Source organism: Moraxella sp. K23, from assembly GCF_041154765.1.
Lineage (GTDB): Bacteria > Pseudomonadota > Gammaproteobacteria > Pseudomonadales > Moraxellaceae > Faucicola > Faucicola tetraodonis.
This window is the reverse complement of sequence record NZ_AP031595.1, coordinates 516,478-534,528: the sequence shown is the minus strand read 5'-3', so window position 1 is coordinate 534,528 and position 18,051 is coordinate 516,478. Positions and strand designations below refer to the sequence as shown.

Annotated in this window: 16 protein-coding genes; 7 read left to right on the top strand and 9 right to left on the bottom strand. The window is 43.7% G+C overall.

Going from position 1 to position 18,051, the window contains the following annotated elements; all coding sequences use genetic code 11:
* Positions 1–69 precede the first annotated feature (69 nt).
* The 3 genes from ACAM37_RS02370 to ACAM37_RS02360 all read right to left on the bottom strand — a co-directional run bounded on the left by ACAM37_RS02370 (position 70) and on the right by ACAM37_RS02360 (position 2,538).
* Positions 70–1,173 (bottom strand): RNA-guided endonuclease InsQ/TnpB family protein, encoded by a 1,104-nt coding sequence (locus ACAM37_RS02370; RefSeq protein WP_050324743.1) that lies wholly within the window; start codon positions 1,171–1,173, stop codon positions 70–72.
* Positions 1,174–1,289: 116 nt separating this feature from the next.
* Complete coding sequence (locus tag ACAM37_RS02365) at positions 1,290–1,817, bottom strand: META domain-containing protein (RefSeq protein WP_369626447.1); 528 nt, start codon at positions 1,815–1,817, stop codon at positions 1,290–1,292.
* 94 nt (positions 1,818–1,911) lie between these two features.
* A complete protein-coding gene (locus ACAM37_RS02360) occupies positions 1,912–2,538 on the bottom strand; it encodes a GNAT family N-acetyltransferase (protein ID WP_369626446.1) in 627 nt (208 codons plus the stop codon).
* Positions 2,539–2,854: 316 nt separating this feature from the next.
* On the opposite strand from ACAM37_RS02360, the gene truD reads away from it, so the two are divergent.
* Complete coding sequence (truD, locus tag ACAM37_RS02355) at positions 2,855–3,922, top strand: tRNA pseudouridine(13) synthase TruD (RefSeq protein WP_369626445.1); 1,068 nt, start codon at positions 2,855–2,857, stop codon at positions 3,920–3,922.
* Between the two features lie 29 nt (positions 3,923–3,951).
* Here truD and ACAM37_RS02350 read toward each other — a convergent pair whose 3' ends face one another.
* The 3 genes from ACAM37_RS02350 to ACAM37_RS02340 all read right to left on the bottom strand — a co-directional run bounded on the left by ACAM37_RS02350 (position 3,952) and on the right by ACAM37_RS02340 (position 7,323).
* Complete coding sequence (locus tag ACAM37_RS02350; RefSeq protein WP_369626444.1) at positions 3,952–5,301, bottom strand: GGDEF domain-containing protein; 1,350 nt, start codon at positions 5,299–5,301, stop codon at positions 3,952–3,954.
* 346 nt (positions 5,302–5,647) lie between these two features.
* Positions 5,648–6,172, bottom strand: coding sequence for a C40 family peptidase (locus ACAM37_RS02345; RefSeq protein WP_369626443.1), 525 nt, complete (start codon positions 6,170–6,172; stop codon positions 5,648–5,650).
* 425 nt (positions 6,173–6,597) lie between these two features.
* On the bottom strand, positions 6,598–7,323 hold the full coding sequence (locus tag ACAM37_RS02340) for a YggS family pyridoxal phosphate-dependent enzyme (protein ID WP_369626442.1): 726 nt from the start codon (positions 7,321–7,323) through the stop codon (positions 6,598–6,600).
* A 267-nt stretch (positions 7,324–7,590) separates the two neighbouring features.
* Here ACAM37_RS02340 and ACAM37_RS02335 point away from each other — a divergent pair, with 267 nt between their 5' ends.
* The gene (locus ACAM37_RS02335) at positions 7,591–8,640 is read left to right on the top strand and encodes a type IV pilus twitching motility protein PilT (protein ID WP_007117194.1); all 1,050 of its coding nucleotides are present in this window, start codon (positions 7,591–7,593) and stop codon (positions 8,638–8,640) included.
* A 49-nt stretch (positions 8,641–8,689) separates the two neighbouring features.
* The gene (locus ACAM37_RS02330) at positions 8,690–9,841 is read left to right on the top strand and encodes a PilT/PilU family type 4a pilus ATPase (protein WP_309593249.1); all 1,152 of its coding nucleotides are present in this window, start codon (positions 8,690–8,692) and stop codon (positions 9,839–9,841) included.
* A 70-nt stretch (positions 9,842–9,911) separates the two neighbouring features.
* On the opposite strand, the gene ACAM37_RS02325 is transcribed toward ACAM37_RS02330, so the two are convergent.
* Positions 9,912–10,436, bottom strand: a complete 525-nt coding sequence (locus ACAM37_RS02325; RefSeq protein ID WP_369626441.1) for a GNAT family N-acetyltransferase — start codon at positions 10,434–10,436, stop codon at positions 9,912–9,914.
* Positions 10,437–10,561: 125 nt separating this feature from the next.
* On the opposite strand from ACAM37_RS02325, the gene ribF reads away from it, so the two are divergent.
* From ribF to fkpB, 4 genes are all read left to right on the top strand, one after another.
* Positions 10,562–11,575, top strand: a complete 1,014-nt coding sequence (gene ribF / locus ACAM37_RS02320) for a riboflavin biosynthesis protein RibF (protein ID WP_369626440.1) — start codon at positions 10,562–10,564, stop codon at positions 11,573–11,575.
* Between the two features lie 387 nt (positions 11,576–11,962).
* Positions 11,963–15,352: an isoleucine--tRNA ligase, N-acetyltransferase domain-containing gene (gene ileS / locus ACAM37_RS02315; RefSeq protein WP_369626439.1), complete on the top strand. Its 3,390-nt coding sequence runs from the start codon at positions 11,963–11,965 to the stop codon at positions 15,350–15,352.
* Positions 15,345–15,893 carry a signal peptidase II gene (gene lspA, locus ACAM37_RS02310; protein ID WP_099808393.1) on the top strand — a complete coding sequence of 183 codons (549 nt, stop codon included), beginning with the start codon at positions 15,345–15,347 and terminating at the stop codon, positions 15,891–15,893. The genes ileS and lspA overlap by 8 nt, the downstream gene beginning before the upstream one ends.
* A 23-nt stretch (positions 15,894–15,916) precedes the next feature.
* Entirely contained in the window at positions 15,917–16,411 is a 495-nt protein-coding gene (fkpB, locus tag ACAM37_RS02305) for an FKBP-type peptidyl-prolyl cis-trans isomerase (protein ID WP_007117200.1), read from the top strand.
* Positions 16,412–16,494: 83 nt separating this feature from the next.
* On the opposite strand, the gene ACAM37_RS02300 is transcribed toward fkpB, so the two are convergent.
* Together ACAM37_RS02300 and ACAM37_RS02295 are read right to left on the bottom strand one after the other, a co-directional pair.
* On the bottom strand, positions 16,495–17,172 hold the full coding sequence (locus ACAM37_RS02300) for a hypothetical protein (RefSeq protein WP_309593252.1): 678 nt from the start codon (positions 17,170–17,172) through the stop codon (positions 16,495–16,497).
* A gap of 95 nt (positions 17,173–17,267) precedes the next feature.
* On the bottom strand, positions 17,268–17,900 hold the full coding sequence (locus tag ACAM37_RS02295; protein ID WP_369626438.1) for a hypothetical protein: 633 nt from the start codon (positions 17,898–17,900) through the stop codon (positions 17,268–17,270).
* Positions 17,901–18,051 lie beyond the last annotated feature (151 nt).

Here is an 18,051-nt window from a genome sequence, read left to right as displayed (position 1 = left end):
ACTTTTGGTAATCAAATGAATTGTTTTCACAAACCCACTTTAATTATTGGTATTGACTTCCTCCCCTCCCTAAAGTGAGGGGATTCCTGCTCCCAGACGGTCAAGCCCGACCGCAAGAATGTTCTTACTGGCATTAATATCTCTATCATGCCGTGTGTCACACTTTACACAAGTCCATTCTCTTATTCGCAAACCTGCTCTACCGCTCAAGCTACTGGACATATCGCCACAGCACGAGCAAGTTTGGGTAGTGTATCGTTCATTCACGATTTCAAAACGGCAACCTGCGTTCTCGCATTTATAGGTCAGTTGCCTTTTGAGTTCAAACCAACCTGCATCGTAAACCGACTTGGCTAGTTTGCCTTTTTTACTGTTAAACTGGGTGGTTTTAACGTCACCAACCACGATTAGGGCATTGTCCTTGACTAATTGGGTGGTGAATTTATGTATCAGGTCTTGGCGTGTGTTTTTGATTTTGGCATGGATTGCCTTTACATGCTGTTTGTTTTTGGCACGTTGGGCGGTGGCTAAATCTTTGGCATATTTTAACGTTTGCTTAATGGTGAGTTTGTCACCGCTTGAGGTAGTGGCACTGTCTTTTAAGCCCAAATCTATGCCAACGCTACCAGTTCCACAAGTGGTTTTAGGGTAGTCTTTAACGGTGATACACGCATACCAACGGTTACGGCTGTCTTGCACAATCTCGCAGGTGTTGATTTGGTAAAGCGATAGGTTGTAGCTGTCCCATAGGTCGATGATGAGTTTCTGCCCTTTGGCTAGACTTAGTTGCAGGGTTGATTTTAAGCCCTTTTTGCCTGTTTGGTGAGTGGCAATATGCTTAATAGCCGATTGTTTAAACGGTAGCCAGCCAAGCGATTTACGCTTGGCATTGGGGTTATTGGTTCGCCAGTTGAGTTTAGCCTTTTTGAATTGCTTACGGCTTTTAGCATGGGTTTCATTGATGGCTTGAATGGTTTGAGAGTGCAAGCCCAGTAATTCACCGCTACCTTTGGTGTATTCGTTCAAATCATAAGCTGAAAAGAATTTGCCTGTTTTTTGTAGATGTTTGTAACTCAAGTCATTGACGTAGTTCCATACGAAATTGACTGAACCGCTTAACTTATTAAGCTTTGCTGTATGTTTATCTCGTATGCGTAGCTTGAGTGTTTTCATGGGGTTATTTTAGCAAAATTTATGCAAGTATTATAGCGTGTAAGCATAGTTGCTTAAGTTGCCTTATATCCATTGCCTGAGGTCGGTGGTTTTACGGCAACGGAGGATAAAAACCATTATTTGGCAATCGCTTTATTGGCAATCGCTTTAAATAGACTGATTTGGCTATTATCGGTTACCGTCAACATCGGTGTGCCTTTGCTATTTTGGGTCAGTTTAAATTGCCCTTTTAGTGTGGATGGTGCAGCCGTATCAAATGCCATGCGCGATTCTGGCATACACATCATGCGCGTGGAAACGATATTTTTTATCAATACATTGTCATGGGTCAGGCTATAATTGCCCCACATACGATTGCAGGTGTTGTCAAAGCTGACACGACCTTTATCAAAGTCGACCAACAGTGGTTTGGCTTGGTTAAATAATTCAAGTTTAGTGGGTTTACCTGCCAAATCAGTCACCGAGACCAATTGCCAGCGATAATTTTGCAACGTGGCATCGGCTAACGGTAAGGTGACCGCTTGGGTCGGGTTCACGACCCTTGAGTTATTATCCGCTATGGTTTGACAGCCTGTCATTGCCAGCGTTCCTGCTATCAAGCAACTTAGCGCTAGTGAGTAGATTTTGGCACATCTTTTCATCATGATTTCCTTTTGTTTAAAATTATTGTGTAAAAAATTATTGCAACCATTATATAAAATACCCTTAAAACTTTATTGCTCAGCATGACGATTATTGTTATTCGATTGTATTACTAGATTTGATGGACGCTTCATTTGCTTGAATGGGTTTTTGCAAAAACTCTAAAAATACATCATCGCGTTTGGGGTCGCCATTGTTGCCGTCTCTTGGAAATGCCATCTTCTCCCCTGTCAGTAGATAACCGCGGCGCTGATAATAACTTAACAGCTCTGGTCGATGACTTAAAATCGACATAGACAAATGGGTTAAAGGTAAATGGGTTACGTTTTTGGCGTGGGCGTGTCTGATAGCAAACGTTTCTACCGCAGACAACATCGTATCACCAATGCCTTTACCTTGCAGAGCAGGATGAACCGCAAAAGTACCAATATACGCCGCTGGCTGATGGTTAATGGGTGAGAAATCCACAGAAATACACCCGAGCAAATCATCGCTATCGTGCGGATTTTCAAACACGAACAGATAAACGTTCGGGTTGTCTATCAGGGCTGTCATTTCCTCGGGCGTGGTACGAATCCCACCAATTAAAGCCGCTTCATTGGTCCAGCCTTCATCTGAGCGGTAACAACGATTGAGCAAAGTGACCAAAGTTTCGACGTCTTGTTGCGTGGCAACGCGTAAGTGCACGGCGTTTTTATCGATATCGCTATCAGGGTTTTTCATGTTTTTTCTCTTTTTATACTCACATTCGCTAAACATAGGATGCGTTAAACATTTTGCCAAGTCAGCTGACCGATTTTGCCACCCAATGCACCTAAATTAACCAACATACCTAACTTAGCAAGCACTACTTTATTGTCTATTACTTTGGCATTCAAGCCGTATTTGACGTCATTGTTGTTGCCGTCATATTTTTAACCTATTACCTTAAGACAATAAAGCATGGTTATAATAAAGCGCTGCTGTAATCGAATCTGTAATCGAGATGGTTTATTAATCATCCGTTTGTTAAAATAAACCTTTTGCAAGTAACCCTAGCATGCCAAAACTGCCTTCACCCTATACCCCTACGATTCAATCGGCGATTTATAAACAACAACCCACTGATTTTATTGTCCATGAAAAACTTGGCATTGAATGCAGCCATACAGGCGAACATCTTTGGCTTCATATTCAAAAAACCCGTATGAATACCAATTTTGTGGCAAAGTTGCTGTCACAATGGGCAGGCATCCCACTCAAGGATGTGGGATGCTCGGGGCTCAAAGATCGTCATGCGCTGACGACGCAATGGTTTAGTCTTCGCTTGCCAAAAAAAATTGCCCCTGAACAAAACTTTGAGCAATTTGTCCAGACCAAATTAGCTAGCGATGAAACCCTAGAAATACTGGCACAGCATTGGCATCATAAAAAATTGGGTCGCGGTACTCATCAGGCCAATCAGTTTATCATCACCTTACGCAATGTGGTGGGTGAGAAAGCCGCCATCGAGCAACAACTTGCGACTATCAAAACACAAGGTGTTCCCAATTATTTTGGCGAGCAGCGCTTTGGGCAAGATGCCAATAATATTGATGCCGCTATCGAACTATTTACCCATCATACAATTAGGGGTAAAAAAATTCATCGCAAATTTGACCAAGATAAAATCAGTCTGTATCTGTCGGCAGCGCGTAGCGAATTATTCAATGCCATCTTGGCAAAACGTATCGCATTGGGCATTTGGAACCAACCGCTTGATGGTGATGTGATGAATTTGGCGGGCTCAAACAGTATTTTTGTGGCACAGCATATAGATGAAACCATGCTATCAAGGCTACAAAGTGGTGATATCCATTTGACTGCACCGATGTGGGGCGCAGGTGAGTTAAAAAGCAGTGGTAAGGTTAACGCATTAGAACTATCCGTCATCACTGACAATCCCATTTATCAGCAGCTAAGTCAAGGTCTGATTGAGTTTGGTTTAAAGCAGCAGCGCCGCTCCCTGCGTATGCTGCCCAGTAACTTGCAATGGGTTTGGCAAGACGGTGAGACATTGGTGTTAGATTTTGAATTACCGGCAGGCAGTTTTGCGACGACGATGATTGATACGCTTGTTGAAAGCTAGGTACTCACCACTGAATTATGAAGGCTAAGTTATGACGGCTGATGGATTTGCGTCATCAGTAAATAACATTGACCTTTGACCACACAGTTGCGACCATTGGCTTTGGCTTGCTGCATTGCCAAATCGGAGAATTTGATAATGCGCTCAAGGGCAGGCGGCAGTGCAGGCATGGTTGGTAAACTATGCATATACTCGCGCATATATTCGATAAAACCGCGATTATCAATCGCACGCTCGCTATCTCTCCCATGATTTTGATAAAGGCTGGCAATACCTAAGCTTGCGGTAAATTGAATTTCTGTATCAAAAATCCCATATCTCACCACTTGCTTTTCAAAAGCCTGGCGCAGCTGCTCTGCCATATCGTAGGCTTGCTCAATCCCCATATTTGGCAAGATGATGCAAAATTCTTCCCCACCCACGCGTCCAAACATCGTCCCTGTCGGTAAGAAGTTTTTTAAGGTATTCGCGGTACAAATCAATGTCGCATCACCGGCGTCATGACCATATTTGTCATTGATATGTTTAAATTTGTCCAAATCAATATAAATCACACTAAGCGTGTTCCAATCGCTTTTACGTTGCCATAAATAACTCAAAAAACTATAAATGGTACGCCGATTGGCGATATTAGTGAGCGCATCGGCTTCTAGCAAATCATAAATCTTGCGGCGCTGAAAGTTCATGACTTTCATGCCCTGTAAAATACAATACAGCGTGATTGTTGCCTTGGCGGTTACCAAAAAGCTAAAAGACAATCCCCAAAGCCAATGACTACGCGCTGCTAAACTTGGATACAACCTAGGCAACAATTGCCACCAATTCATGCTATTACTCATATTAAAAATAAATAACGCAACAATACAACTGACAAATGACACCCAGACCAGTCGCCATCTTAATAGCACCATCCCAAGACCGGTGGCACTAATCAGCATTACACCTTCAAGCGCACTGTTGTTGCCAATCCAGACGATAAAAAGATTTTCATAAATCAAATAGATGATTACAAAAAAGATTTGGTACTCCCGCCAAAGTCTTGACTGTTCAGGAATGCGGGTGATGACCCATAGTGAATACCCGCAAAACAACACCATCGCCAGTCCCAAATAAGTGATATTTATCATTAAGCTGCGATTAAAGATTTGGTTAAACTTGTGGGCAAAGGGAAAGATATCTAGGGGCGATGTGATGACAAGAACTGTCGCATACCAAATTAAATGAAAAAATGTCTCAACCAACGCCAATATAATAAACAGCATGAATTTATTGGTATCGTTGACTCTTGGCGAATTGATATATAGCGAAGGTTTAAAGCTAAAAAATTTTAGCGTTTGTTGCAATTGTTCTTTAAAGCTTGGCAAGGCGGTTTGGGTCATAGGATTATTGCAAAATCAATAAATCTATTAAAAGAAGGCGTCACGCATTAAACCAATCAAGGCAGGTATGTCAGCTATTGTCAGTCATTGATTAGTTTTAGTCGTTTGCATTTAACTTACCTTAAAGATTATATAAGGTATTGTTGCTTCATTCTAATACTTTATTAATGATGAATGGGTAAATGTTTAATTTTTTTTAATTATTCTTGACTTATCTATTTTATCAAAATTTCTTCTACAAAATAAAAAAGGTAAGCCTAAGCTTACCTTTATCAACATTTTACAGCATTTTAACTTTATTGGTTTTTTCAACAATATTATTTAATAGTAACGTTCTCGATTACACTCAAGCGTCCAAGACACGGCGCGCTGTCACGAATTTATTTGCCCAATAGCCAGAATCTAAACTTGTAATAGAAATGCTTTTGCCGGTTGATGGGGAATGAATAAAACGACCTTCACCGATGTACATGCCCACATGAGAGATACGACCACCACCCTGAGAGAAAAACACCATATCGCCTGGTTTTAACTCACTACGGTTAATACGTTCACCCACTTGCGCCATGCTGCCTGAGGTACGTGGTAGATTGATATTGGCGGTTTGTTTATAAACATATTGCATAAAGCCACTACAATCAAAACCACTCGTTGGGCTCGTACCGCCCCAGCGGTATGGTAAGCCGATAAAGTTTTTGGCTTTTGCAATGAGGCTATCTACTTTTGAGCCACCCTCTGGATTTTGAGAAACAGTTGAGTTAAAGCTACCGAAATATTCTGTGATACCATTGTCGGCATTGGCAGCGGTTGGGGCTAGGCTGAACAAGACACAAGGTAGAGCGGTTAATAAAGTTTTTTGAAGAAAGTTCATAGGGCTTTAATCCGTTCAGAACTTTTATCCGTATATGGGCTATATCAAAATTGATTACTAGAAGCTAAAAAGTTGATATACGGATAAAAATTACATAACTATTGTATTGGTTACATTCTGTAAAACAACGCCATCATACCAATAAAGTTTTTTTAATGTGGATATCTTTTTTCCATAAAATGTTAAAAAATATTACAATGTAAGCTAATTTGCTTACAGAAAGCTTATAGAAAGCGTACAGCAATAATTGGGTAATAAAATCGTTAATTTAAGACAACATTGGGTTAAATAACGGCCTATTACCCGGTATTTATTTTGGTGTAATGTAAAAAAAGCAGGGTCAATATGTAACTGACCCTGCTTAATAATTGAGCAAAAACGGCTAAAAATTGTCAAATTGCTGTCTTTTTACCCCGTCATTCGCGCTAGTCTCTCGCCCCAAAAATGGCGGTGCCAATACGAACGATGGTGGCACCCGCGGTAATGGCTTGCTCAATGTCGCCGCTCATGCCCATTGACAAAGTATCCCACTGCTCAGGATGTGCATGATAGCGCTTGTTTTGCTCAAATAATTGCTGGGTTTTGACAAAGGCAGCGGCTGAATTTTTGGCGGGGATAATCATCAGTCCGCGTAATTGCAAGTTGGGTAATTGGCTAATCTCTGTCACCAATTCGGGTAACTGGTTTGGCTGGCAGCCTGATTTACTGGCTTCATCGTCAATATTGACTTCGATACAGATATTGAGTGGCGGAAGGTGTTCACCCCTTTGCCCATTGAGACGCTGGGCAATAATTAAGCGATCGACCCCATGCACCCAATCAAAATGCGCCGCCAACTCTTTGGTCTTGTTACGCTGGATATGACCGATATAATGCCACACCAATGGCTGCTCGTTGGCAGTAACGTCTTTGAGTGCTGCGATTTTTGCCACCGCTTCTTGCACATAGTTTTCACCAAAATCTTGCTGACCTTGCTGCGCTAAGGTGCGAATCATCCAGTTGGGTTTGGTTTTGGATACCGCAAGCAGTTTGACAGTTGGATTGAGCCTAGCAACGTCAGTTTTCACCTGTTGCCAACGCGCTATCAAGGCTTGGTTTTCAGCGTCTGTTGCGCTTGTCGCCAATGGCTGTTGTTCATCGAATGTTTGCATGGTTAACTTTTCCTGTTGAACTTTTCCTGTTGATAGTGGACTGGCTTGATGGCTACCGGGTTAAGGTAACGTTTTTTTTGCACTTGTGTGCCCAATTTTCCAATTGAGTTTAACATAAGCTAAAATCAACAAAAAACTATGACCCCTAGTCAGTTTTTTCTGTTTTTTTTGTGGACGTATGATTATAGTATAGCTATCTTTTTTTCCCGCGGCTTTTTTCTATTGCTGCTTTTGTATTTTCATTACCCACCTGTAGGATTCGCTATCATGGCAAAGGAATTATCGATTGACGATTTGTTGCGTTTTGCATTCAAAAATAAAGCCTCTGACTTACACATTTCAGCAGGCTTACCGCCGATGATTCGGGTAGATGGTGAAATCACCAAAATCAACATGCCGCCGCTTGATCACCAAAAAGTGCATAGTTTGATTTATGACATCATGAACGACAAACAACGTGCCGATTATGAAGAGTTTTTTGAAACCGATTTTTCGTTTGAAATTCCCAATGTGGCGCGCTTTCGTGTCAATGCCTTTAACCAAAACCGGGGCGCAGGTGCGGTATTTCGTACCATTCCATCTGAGGTATTGACGATGGAACAGCTTGGTATGGGACCGATTTTTGAGAAAATCTCTAACTACAAACGCGGCGTGGTACTGGTCACAGGTCCAACGGGTTCGGGTAAGTCAACAACCCTTGCGGCGATGATTAACTATATCAATGAAACCCGTAAAGAACATATCTTAACCATCGAAGACCCGATTGAATTTGTGCATCAATCAAAAAAATCCCTCATCAACCAACGTGAAGTCCACCGTGATACCTTAAGCTTTGATGCTGCGCTGCGCTCTGCCCTACGTGAAGACCCTGATGTTATTCTTGTCGGTGAGATGCGTGACCTTGAGACCATCCGCTTGGCATTGACGGCTGCTGAAACAGGACACTTGGTATTTGGGACATTGCATACCTCATCTGCTGCCAAAACCATTGACCGTGTGGTCGACGTGTTCCCCGCCGCCGAAAAAGACATGATTCGAGCGATGTTATCTGAGTCGCTGCAAGCGGTTATCTCGCAATCGCTACTCAAACGCCAAGCGGGTGGTCGTGTCGCCGCGCATGAAATTATGATTGGTACGCCTGCGATTCGTAACTTGATTCGTGAAAACAAAGTCGCCCAAATGTACTCTGCCATCCAAACCAGTGCAGGCGATGGTATGACCACACTCGATCAAAGCCTTCGCGAGTTGGTCAATAAAGGCGTGATTAGCAAAGAATCGGCGCGCCAATATGCCAAACAACCTGAAAATTTTATGTGATAACTGTTTGATAGAAACAATCTTATAAAAACAATGCGAGAGACGCGTTATGGATCTTGATAAATTACTGCAGCTAATGATACAAAAAAACGGCTCCGACCTTTTTATCACCGCCGATGCGCCCATATCAATGAAAGTCAATGGTACTATCGCGCCAGTCACCAAGTCAGCGCTGACCCCAGAGCAATCAATGACGCTGGTCAAAAGCGTGATGACGCCTGCTCAAAGCAAAGAGTTTGACGACACCCTAGAATGCCAGTTTGCCATTGTTGACAAAAACCAAACCGCACGCTTTCGTGTTTCTGCCTTTGTCCAAAAAGACTGTGCGGGCATGGTGCTACGTAAAATTGAAACCAAAATCCCAACGGTAGAGCACCTCAATCTACCACCGATTTTGAATGAAATTGCCATGAAAAAACGCGGCATCGTGCTACTAGTCGGCGCGACAGGTACAGGTAAATCTACCACACTGGCAGCTATGATGGGGTATCGCAACGAGAATTCGCGCGGTCATATCATTACCATCGAAGACCCGATTGAATACCTGCATGAACATAAAGGCTGTATCATCACCCAACGCGAAGTTGGCATTGATACCAAGTCATTTGAAGCAGGATTAAAAAACGCCCTACGTCAAGCACCTGATGTGATTTTGATTGGCGAGATTCGTACCCGCGAAACCATGGATTATGCCATTCAATATGCTGAAACAGGACACTTGGTGTTTGCCACCCTACACGCCACCAATGCCAACCAAGCACTTGAGCGTATTATTCACTTCTTTGAAGCAAACCATCACGAGCAGATTTTGATGGATTTATCATTGAACCTTCGAGCCATTGTGGCGCAGCAACTGATTGCTACCCCTGATGGCAAAGGTCGCCGCCCTGCGATTGAAATTTTGCTCAATTCGCAACTGATTGGTGATTACATCCGTAAAGGTGAAATCCACGAAATTAAGCCTGTCATGAAACGTTCCCGTGAAATTGGGATGCAAACCTTTGACCAAGCGTTGTTTGATTTGTATGAAAATGGCGACATCACTTACCGCGATGCCATCCAACACGCTGATTCACCCAACGATTTACGCCTACTTATTAAGCTAGAGAGTAAATCGGCCAATAAAACCGAGGAAAGCGAGCTGGAGCTCTCACTGCAATCTGATGATAATAGCGCAGCCAATGACAACGCAATATCCTAATAATACGTAATCGTCTGCTAGTAACAATAATTTTGTAACACAAACAAGGTTCAACATGCGCCTTGTTTATCTAAGCTACACTTTTTCCCAAAATCACCACATCAGCAATAAATCCGTTCATATCACAAACTTGCTTAAACTTGCCCCATGGCTCAAATCCTAGCTTACCAAACATCGCAAGGCTTGGTGTATTATGGGCAAAAATTAGCGCAACCACTTGCTGCACGCCACAACTTGGCGCAACTTGGATTAAATAATTGACCAACGCCTTGCCCACGCCTTGCCCTTTGGCTTCATCTGCCACATAGATACTGATTTCAGTACTGATATGATAGGCAGGACGCGCGTATAAATCAGACAAACTACCCCAACCGACTATTTCACCTAAGCTATTTTCGGAGCTAGTTTGGGCAACCACCAACGGACGATTGCCTGTATGAGCGTCAAACCAAGCTTGCCTATCTACCACGCTCACAGGCTGTAAATCTGCCGTGGCTTGCTTACCTGCGATACTTTGGTTATAAATTTCAACGATGCGCGGTAAATCATCAATCGCAGCTAGGCGAATACTAAGGTTGTGATGCGCTGCAGACATGGGTACTCCAAAATTAAACCAAAAAATGCGGCTAAAATTTGCCGAAAAATCTTATTAGCGCGTATGTTAACAACATTTTTACTTTATAATAAGCGATTTCATAAAATTGATAGTTTGCGATGCTCATGAACGTGATTGACTTATCTGACTGGCTAAAAAGTCCAACCCTATTACCTGATTCGGTACTGACGATTGGTAATTTTGATGGGGTACATTTGGGTCACCAAGCGATGCTGGATAAAGCCAAATCTTTGGCAAAATGTCAGCAACTTGCCAGCATGGTGATGATATTTGAACCACAGCCGCGTGAGTTTTTTAGCCCGCAAACCGCCCCTGCAAGGCTCACCAATTTGGCAGAAAAAACCCAATTGATTGCTGAACATCGTATCGATAGCTTGATTGTGGCAAATTTTGATAATGACTTTCGGAATTTATCGGCACACGATTTTGCCAAAATGTTGGTCAAGTTAAACGTGAAGCATCTGGTATTGGGGGATGATTTTCGCTTTGGGCATGACCGTACTGGCGATAGTGAGTTTTTGCGTGCGTTTGGCTTGCCTGTGCAAATTTTACATACTGTGACCGACCATGCGCATCAAGATGAGCGCGTCAGCTCAACCCGCATTCGAGACTGTTTGCAGCAAGGGGACTTGGCAACCGCAAAGCATCTGCTAGGGCGAGATTATGCGATTACTGGCATGGTGGAACATGGCGATAAAATCGGTCGCACACTTGATTTTCCCACCGCCAATATTGCGCTAAACCGCATCAAGCCTGCCCTACATGGGATTTTTGCCGTATCGGTGACCGCTACCGATGGCACAGATTTATCAACACTGGGGAGAAACAGTCAAACTGGCGTGCAAGGACTTACTAAAGGCAGTTTATTTGGCGCTTGCAATGTGGGTACTCGTCCTGCGCTAAAAAATAAGTATGGGGTAGAATGGCGACTGGAAGTCAATTTTCCGAAGTTTGATGGAGATTTGTACGGCAAAGAACTGACGGTGACGTTTTTGCATTTTTTACATGGGGAAAAAAATTATGCTGGGCTTGACGCATTAAAACAAGGCATTGCCCAAGACGTGGTGGATTTACTTAACTGGCGCGAGCAGCAAGCTTTTGCGAAATCAATCCCTTAATGACTTTGGCGTGTCAGCCTCCACCCTGCTACTCCTAAGCAACATACTAGACTTACCCAAGCTAGCCAAATTCTTTGAGTCGGTAGGGTTAAAAATAACCTGCCTATACTTCCTTATACGCTGCGCTGCCATTTGGCATTGACTGTAAATGCTTTAACCCTTGTAAGCTAGTGGAAAATTGTATCCTTCCCCAACTATCTTTAGCGTTTTCAACTATTTTCAGCATTTTATAGGTATTTTGGTGAGTGAGATTTTTTTGTGACAAACTTACCAAAATTAAGAGTGAGATAAGCCAAACCACGCTTTGTCAATCTGCCAATTTTAACATATAATACCCTGTTATCAATTTTTTACCTTTTGCACTTTTTATAGAATACCGAGAGTTACATGACCGACAACACTGACAATCAGTCAATCGACTATAAAGACACCCTAAACCTTGCCGATACCGTATTTCCCATGCGTGGCGACCTTGCCAAACGCGAACCTAAATGGCTAGAACAATGGTTTGCCGACGATGTGTATGCCCAAATTCGTCGCGCTCGTCAAGGTCGTGAAAAGTATGTATTGCATGATGGCCCACCCTATGCCAACGGTCAGATTCACTTGGGTCACGTGGTGAATAAAGTGCTTAAAGACATGATTGTCAAATACAAGACGCTTGACGGTTATGACGCGCCGTATGTACCGGGTTGGGATTGTCATGGATTGCCGATTGAGCAAAAGGTAGAAGGCATTATCGGTAAAGTGGGTCAACCCCATAAAGATAAAAGCAAAAACGGTGCCATCGTGACGTCAACCGAGTTTCGCGGCGCTTGTCGTGACTATGCCAAAAGCCAAATTGACCTGCAAATGGTCGACTTTAAACGCTTGGGCGTACTGGGTGACTGGGAAAATCCTTATCTGACCATGAACTTCAAGCAAGAAGCTGATACCGTCCGCGCATTGGCAGAAATCTACAAAAACGGGCATATTACTCGCGGTATGAAGCCGGTGAATTGGTGTTTGGATTGTGGTTCGGCGCTCGCAGAAGCGGAAGTGGAATATGAAGATAAAAAATCCGATGCGATTTATGTCGGTTTTGATGTCGTCAACCGTGAAGCATTAGCAGCGACTAAAGCGATTGATGGCGCTTTGCAGGCGGTGATTTGGACCACCACGCCTTGGACGTTGCCTGCCAATCAGGCGATTACCGCAAGCTCTGAGCTAGAGTACTCAGTGGTCAGAGTCACATTTAATAAACAAGCATTTGCTATTCCTACCACCCTAGACACGCCTAATTATTTACTTCGCCGTTTAACCAAAGACGATAAAACCGCTTTACAGGCAAGTGCATCTGACCCTTTGATTTGGGAAGCGTTACCGGAAAAACGCCACGAACCTGCCGTATTTGAGCCGTATTTCAAAAAAGCCCTTGAGCAAAAAGCCTTTGCGATTGTCGATAAAAAAACCAATAACATTATTGGCACGACCCGTTTTTATGATGATAATGTTGCAGAAAATTCGATTGCAATTGGCTATACCTTTTTAACCCGTGAGTATTGGGGATCAGGGGCCAATGCTGAAATTAAATCGGCGATGCTAAGTCACGCCCAACCGCAGCGAGAAACGATTTGGTTTCATGTTGCCCCCGATAATCAGCGTTCTGCCAAAGCGTTAGAAAAAATTGGCGCAACTTATCAAAAAACCGCTGACAACGGTTTAGGCGAGCGCTTGTTTTATCAAATGGCAGGCGAAAAACCACAGCCGAAAATCAGCCATTTGATTGTCGCTTATAATTTAGTTGCGCATTTAATGAGTGTGTTTAACGCCAAAGAATACAGCGTTGTTGCCACTGTGAAAGGCGATGCATTAACTGTACTTAAAGCCCAGCATCCACTGATTGCCGAGCGCCAAGTGCCAATCATTACAGGCGACCACGTGACGGCAGATAGCGGTACGGGTTTGGTACACACTGCGCCCGCGCACGGCGTCGATGACTATATGGTCGGGCAAAAATTTCACTTGCCTACCGAAAACCCAGTCGCAGGTAATGGCGTGTATTTGCCTGAAGCCAAAGTTTTTGTCGGCGAGCATATTTATAAAGCGCAACCAAAAATTATCGAAACGCTCAAAACCAGTGGCCATTTGCTCAAGCATGACGTGATTACTCACAGCTATCCGCATTGCTGGCGACACAAAACGCCGATTATTTTCCGTTCAACGCCACAATGGTTTATCAACATGGAAAGCCAAGGTCTGCGTGAACAGGCGTTGACCGATATTCCAAAAGTGGTATGGACACCCAGTTGGGGACAAAATCGTATCGAATCGATGATGCATGGTCGCCCAGATTGGTGTATCAGCCGCCAACGTACTTGGGGTGTGCCGATTGCCTTTTTCATTCATAAAGACACGGGCAATTTGCACCCAAATACGGCTGAGCTGATGGAAAAAGTCGCGCAAGTGATTGAGCAAGGTGGTGTAGAAGCGTGGTTTGATGCCGCGGCTGAAGACTTTATCGGAGATGATGCTAAAGAGTACCAAAAATCGACCGATACGCTAGACGTGTGGTTTGACTCAGGGTCAACCAATTTTGCCGTGCTCGCCAATCGTCCTGACTTAGCCAATCCTGCGGATTTATACCTTGAAGGCTCTGACCAACATCGGGGCTGGTTCCAGTCGTCGCTTTTGGTGAGTGAAGCGATTTATGGTCGTCCACCGTACAAGCAAGTGTTGACGCACGGGTTTACCGTAGATGCCAAAGGCTATAAATTATCAAAATCCAAAGGCAATACCAAAGGTTTTGAGCCGCAAGAACTTGCCAATAAATATGGTATTGATATCGTGCGTCTATGGGTCGGTTCAAGTGACTACCGTTACGAGATGGCGGTATCGACTGAAGGCTTTGCGCGCACCACTGATATGTATCGCCGTATTCGTAACACCATTCGTTTTTTACTGGCGAATACAGACGACTTTGACCCAGCCACCGACATGGTGGATGCTAGCAATATGGTCAGCCTTGACAAGTACATTTTAAAACGCGCTGAAGCGGTACAAGCTGACATTCGTCAATCTTATACCAACATGGATTTTCACCAAGTGTGTCAAGCGGTAGTGGGTTTTTGTTCACAAGATTTGGGCGGTTTTTATTTAGACATCATCAAAGACCGTCAATACACTACCAAAGCCAATGGTGAAGCGCGCCGCTCAGCACAAACCGCGATTTATCATATTGCCCATGCGTTACTGCGCTGGATTGCACCGATTTTGTCGTTTACCGCACAAGAAGCCTGGGAAATCTTAAAAGGGACGCATACAAGCCATGGCAATGGTTACATCTTTACCGAAGAGTGGTATGAATTCCCACCAGTGGTATTGGATGACGTGAGCGAATCGGATTGGCAAGCGATTTTGAATGTCAAAGAAACCGTTAACAAAGCCTATGAAATTGCACGCACCGATAAAGTGATTAACGCCAATTTATCGGCCAATGTCACCGTGTATGCACCAGATACTACCATGGCGTCACTCAATCGATTAGGCGATGAACTCAAATTTGTGTTGATTTCAAGCCAAGCCAATGTAGCGGCATTAACCAACCAACCAAGCGATGTGACCTATACCGATGAAGACAGCCAAGTTGCGGTAGTGGTCAAGCCTGCCACGGGTGAAAAATGTATCCGCTGTTGGCACATTCGTGAGGATATCGGCATCAATCCTGCCCATCCAGAAATCTGTGGTCGCTGCGTCGAGAATGTCGAAGGTCAAGGCGAGGTGCGTCATTATGCCTAATACACAGGCAACGACTACTGCCACTCATTCATCCACTACCCTACCCATCAACGGCAACAAAGCTATGATGTGGTATGCTATTGCGGTTTTGGCAATGATTATTGATCAACTGACCAAGTTGTACTTTGAGCACAACTACCAGCTATATCAAACCACGCCGATTATTGAGCCGATTTTTAACTTTACCCTTGCTCACAACTATGGCGCGGCGTTTAGTTTTTTGGCAGATAAAGGCGGCTGGCAAAAATGGCTATTTAGCGGACTGGCACTGGCTGTTTCCCTTGGCATCATGGCGTATCTACGCAAAATACCCCAACAAGCCAAATTATTGGCTTTGGGCTTGTCATTGGTGATGGCGGGCGCTTTGGGCAATTTGATTGATCGGGTACGTTTGGGCTATGTGATTGACTTCTTGCATGTGCACTATGGCAATGCGTGGCATTTCCCGATTTTTAATATAGCTGATGTGGCGATTAATATTGGCGTTGTGTTGATTTTAATCGATGCGTTTTTATTAGAATCCAAACGTAACACCCTTTAATTTTTAGATGGATGAACAACCGCATGAATCATGACATTATTACGCCAAACGAACAAACCCGCATCACTCAAGACTCAACTGTTGATTTGCATTTTGAGGTCAGCTTAGAAAATGGCACCGTCATCGACTCAACCTTTGAGCGTGGCGAACCTGTTCGCTTGGTGGTGGGTGATGGTAGTCTGCTTGAAGGGTTTGAGAAGGTACTTATCAACTTGACAGCCGGTGACACGCGCACCGCATCGCTGTCGCCTGACGAAGCGTTTGGTCAATGGAACCCTGATAACGTACAGACTTTTAGTCATGCGCAGTTTGCCGTGACGGGCAATCTGCCTGAAGTGGGCACCATGATGGAATTTGAAGACAAAGGCAAAACCACGCTCGTGGGTGTGGTCAGTGACGTCACTGAAGACGCCATCAAAGTGGATTTTAACCATCCATTGGCAGGTCAAAATATACTGTTTAAAGTGCAGATTTTTAGGGTGACGCCAAAAGACAGTAAAGGTATCACACTCAGCTGATATTTAGCTGAATGGAAGCTTTCAATAAACAATCACTGACAATAAAAATCGCTGATTAACTCTCAGCGGTTTTTTATTGTCTATCAATTAACCGTTTGGGTATCATCGTCTGCCGCATCACCTTCTTTTGCGTCTGATTGTTCTGCCAGTCTTGCACGCTGCTCAAAACGTTCGCCCGTCGCTTTAATACCCCACACCAATTCCACAAAAGCGCGGTTATTGATGAGCGGCTCATCTTCAATAATCAAGAAATAGCCCGTTTTGTTGATCCATAAAAACACAATACTGGTATTGGGCATCAACATATCAATACTGGTAAAAAATGACACCCCATAGCCATGTACCGCCCAACCGCGTTGCTGTTGGCGTTCTAAAAAGCCATAAAAATCGGCGGCGGCTACCGACAGCGTCTCTGCTTGTTGCTGGGTAAAGCCCATTTTTGCCAGACAGAAGCCTTCATCTGACGCAATTACGACGCGGCGACTACCCGATAGACTCGCTGCTACATATTTTAAAAAATTATCCAGCTGCACGTGCGGAGCGATCACCCGCTTTTCAATGGTCTCAATCCAACCTTCTTCGATAAACATATCTAGCCAAGTGTCACTATAAAGCTCACCCCATGCCCGCGCCGTCATACTTTCTTCAGGGGCGAGCACCGCTTGCAAGGCTAGTTGCTGCTCTGAGGGATTGGCACTTGAAAAACCATGCAATACCCCGGCAGGCGTTAAAATTATATAAGTGTCGTTTTGTTCTGGCATGGTGCTTTCCTTAAATTTTGATAGACGGCAAAGGTCATGTTGTCAATCACTGTGATAGGCTTGGTAAATTCAAAAGCTAATTCATTCGGCTATAATTAAGCGGCTTGCTTGGCAAAATATTCTTTGGTTTCAAGCCATTTGTCATTAAAATCCCATTTGTTTTTTGACATTTCCCACCAAACCATACTAAATGCCAATCGGTCATGACAAACAACACAATGGTTAAAGAACTCTTCCTCGATTTCGGCAATTTGCTCAGCTTGGTCTTCTGGATCGTCTTCTTCTTCCATGATATCTAATAGCGAAGCAATCGTCATTTGTGCCACTACTTTTGAGTCATCAGTGGACACACGTAGTTGGTGTTGATAAGTGTTCATTGAAGGCGATACCAATACGCTCCAGCGCGTGGCAAGATTGCTGACGCTAAACACATACTCACCATGATTGACGCATTGGTCAAACCCTTGTAGCAGCGTTGGGGTTAGTTTTTCTCTCACTTGGTTGAGCATACGGTCACCAAAATAGGGCACGTCAAACCAACAACCATAAAACATATCGGCTAACGCACCTTGCAACGGCTCTTTTTCATCAAGCTCCATCGCTGCCATGATGCGGCTGGTGTGGATATCCATGTTCATCGGTTGGTCAATCACTTGTCGACTATAGAGACGAAAACTAAGCCAATGTTTTTGAAATTTTCTACGATTACGATTCGACAATGAATACATGCTGATTCCTCAAAAAATTAGCCTAATTATATAAAAAGTTATGTGACAAGGGTGAGGTATTAATGACTAGTGCTATGAAAAATCCACGCATTTATCCCCTACTATACTATTAAACCCGATTGCAATCAAAACGCTTCAGCATAAAAAAAGC

Excerpts from the sequence above, each read along its gene's own strand:
- ribF (WP_369626440.1), top strand. The coding sequence starts at position 10,562 with ATGAACGTGATTGACTTATCTGACTGGCTAAAAAGTCCAACCCTATTA.
- ACAM37_RS02330 (WP_309593249.1), top strand. The coding sequence starts at position 8,690 with ATGGATCTTGATAAATTACTGCAGCTAATGATACAAAAAAACGGCTCC.
- ACAM37_RS02360 (WP_369626446.1), bottom strand. The coding sequence starts at position 2,538 with ATGAAAAACCCTGATAGCGATATCGATAAAAACGCCGTGCACTTACGC.
- ACAM37_RS02300 (WP_309593252.1), bottom strand. The coding sequence starts at position 17,172 with ATGCCAGAACAAAACGACACTTATATAATTTTAACGCCTGCCGGGGTA.
- ACAM37_RS02365 (WP_369626447.1), bottom strand. The coding sequence starts at position 1,817 with ATGATGAAAAGATGTGCCAAAATCTACTCACTAGCGCTAAGTTGCTTG.
- ACAM37_RS02350 (WP_369626444.1), bottom strand. The coding sequence starts at position 5,301 with ATGACCCAAACCGCCTTGCCAAGCTTTAAAGAACAATTGCAACAAACG.
- ACAM37_RS02295 (WP_369626438.1), bottom strand. The coding sequence starts at position 17,900 with ATGTATTCATTGTCGAATCGTAATCGTAGAAAATTTCAAAAACATTGG.
- ACAM37_RS02370 (WP_050324743.1), bottom strand. The coding sequence starts at position 1,173 with ATGAAAACACTCAAGCTACGCATACGAGATAAACATACAGCAAAGCTT.
- ACAM37_RS02345 (WP_369626443.1), bottom strand. The coding sequence starts at position 6,172 with ATGAACTTTCTTCAAAAAACTTTATTAACCGCTCTACCTTGTGTCTTG.
- ACAM37_RS02335 (WP_007117194.1), top strand. The coding sequence starts at position 7,591 with ATGGCAAAGGAATTATCGATTGACGATTTGTTGCGTTTTGCATTCAAA.
- ACAM37_RS02325 (WP_369626441.1), bottom strand. The coding sequence starts at position 10,436 with ATGTCTGCAGCGCATCACAACCTTAGTATTCGCCTAGCTGCGATTGAT.
- lspA (WP_099808393.1), top strand. The coding sequence starts at position 15,345 with ATGCCTAATACACAGGCAACGACTACTGCCACTCATTCATCCACTACC.
- ileS (WP_369626439.1), top strand. The coding sequence starts at position 11,963 with ATGACCGACAACACTGACAATCAGTCAATCGACTATAAAGACACCCTA.
- ACAM37_RS02340 (WP_369626442.1), bottom strand. The coding sequence starts at position 7,323 with ATGCAAACATTCGATGAACAACAGCCATTGGCGACAAGCGCAACAGAC.
- truD (WP_369626445.1), top strand. The coding sequence starts at position 2,855 with ATGCCAAAACTGCCTTCACCCTATACCCCTACGATTCAATCGGCGATT.
- fkpB (WP_007117200.1), top strand. The coding sequence starts at position 15,917 with ATGAATCATGACATTATTACGCCAAACGAACAAACCCGCATCACTCAA.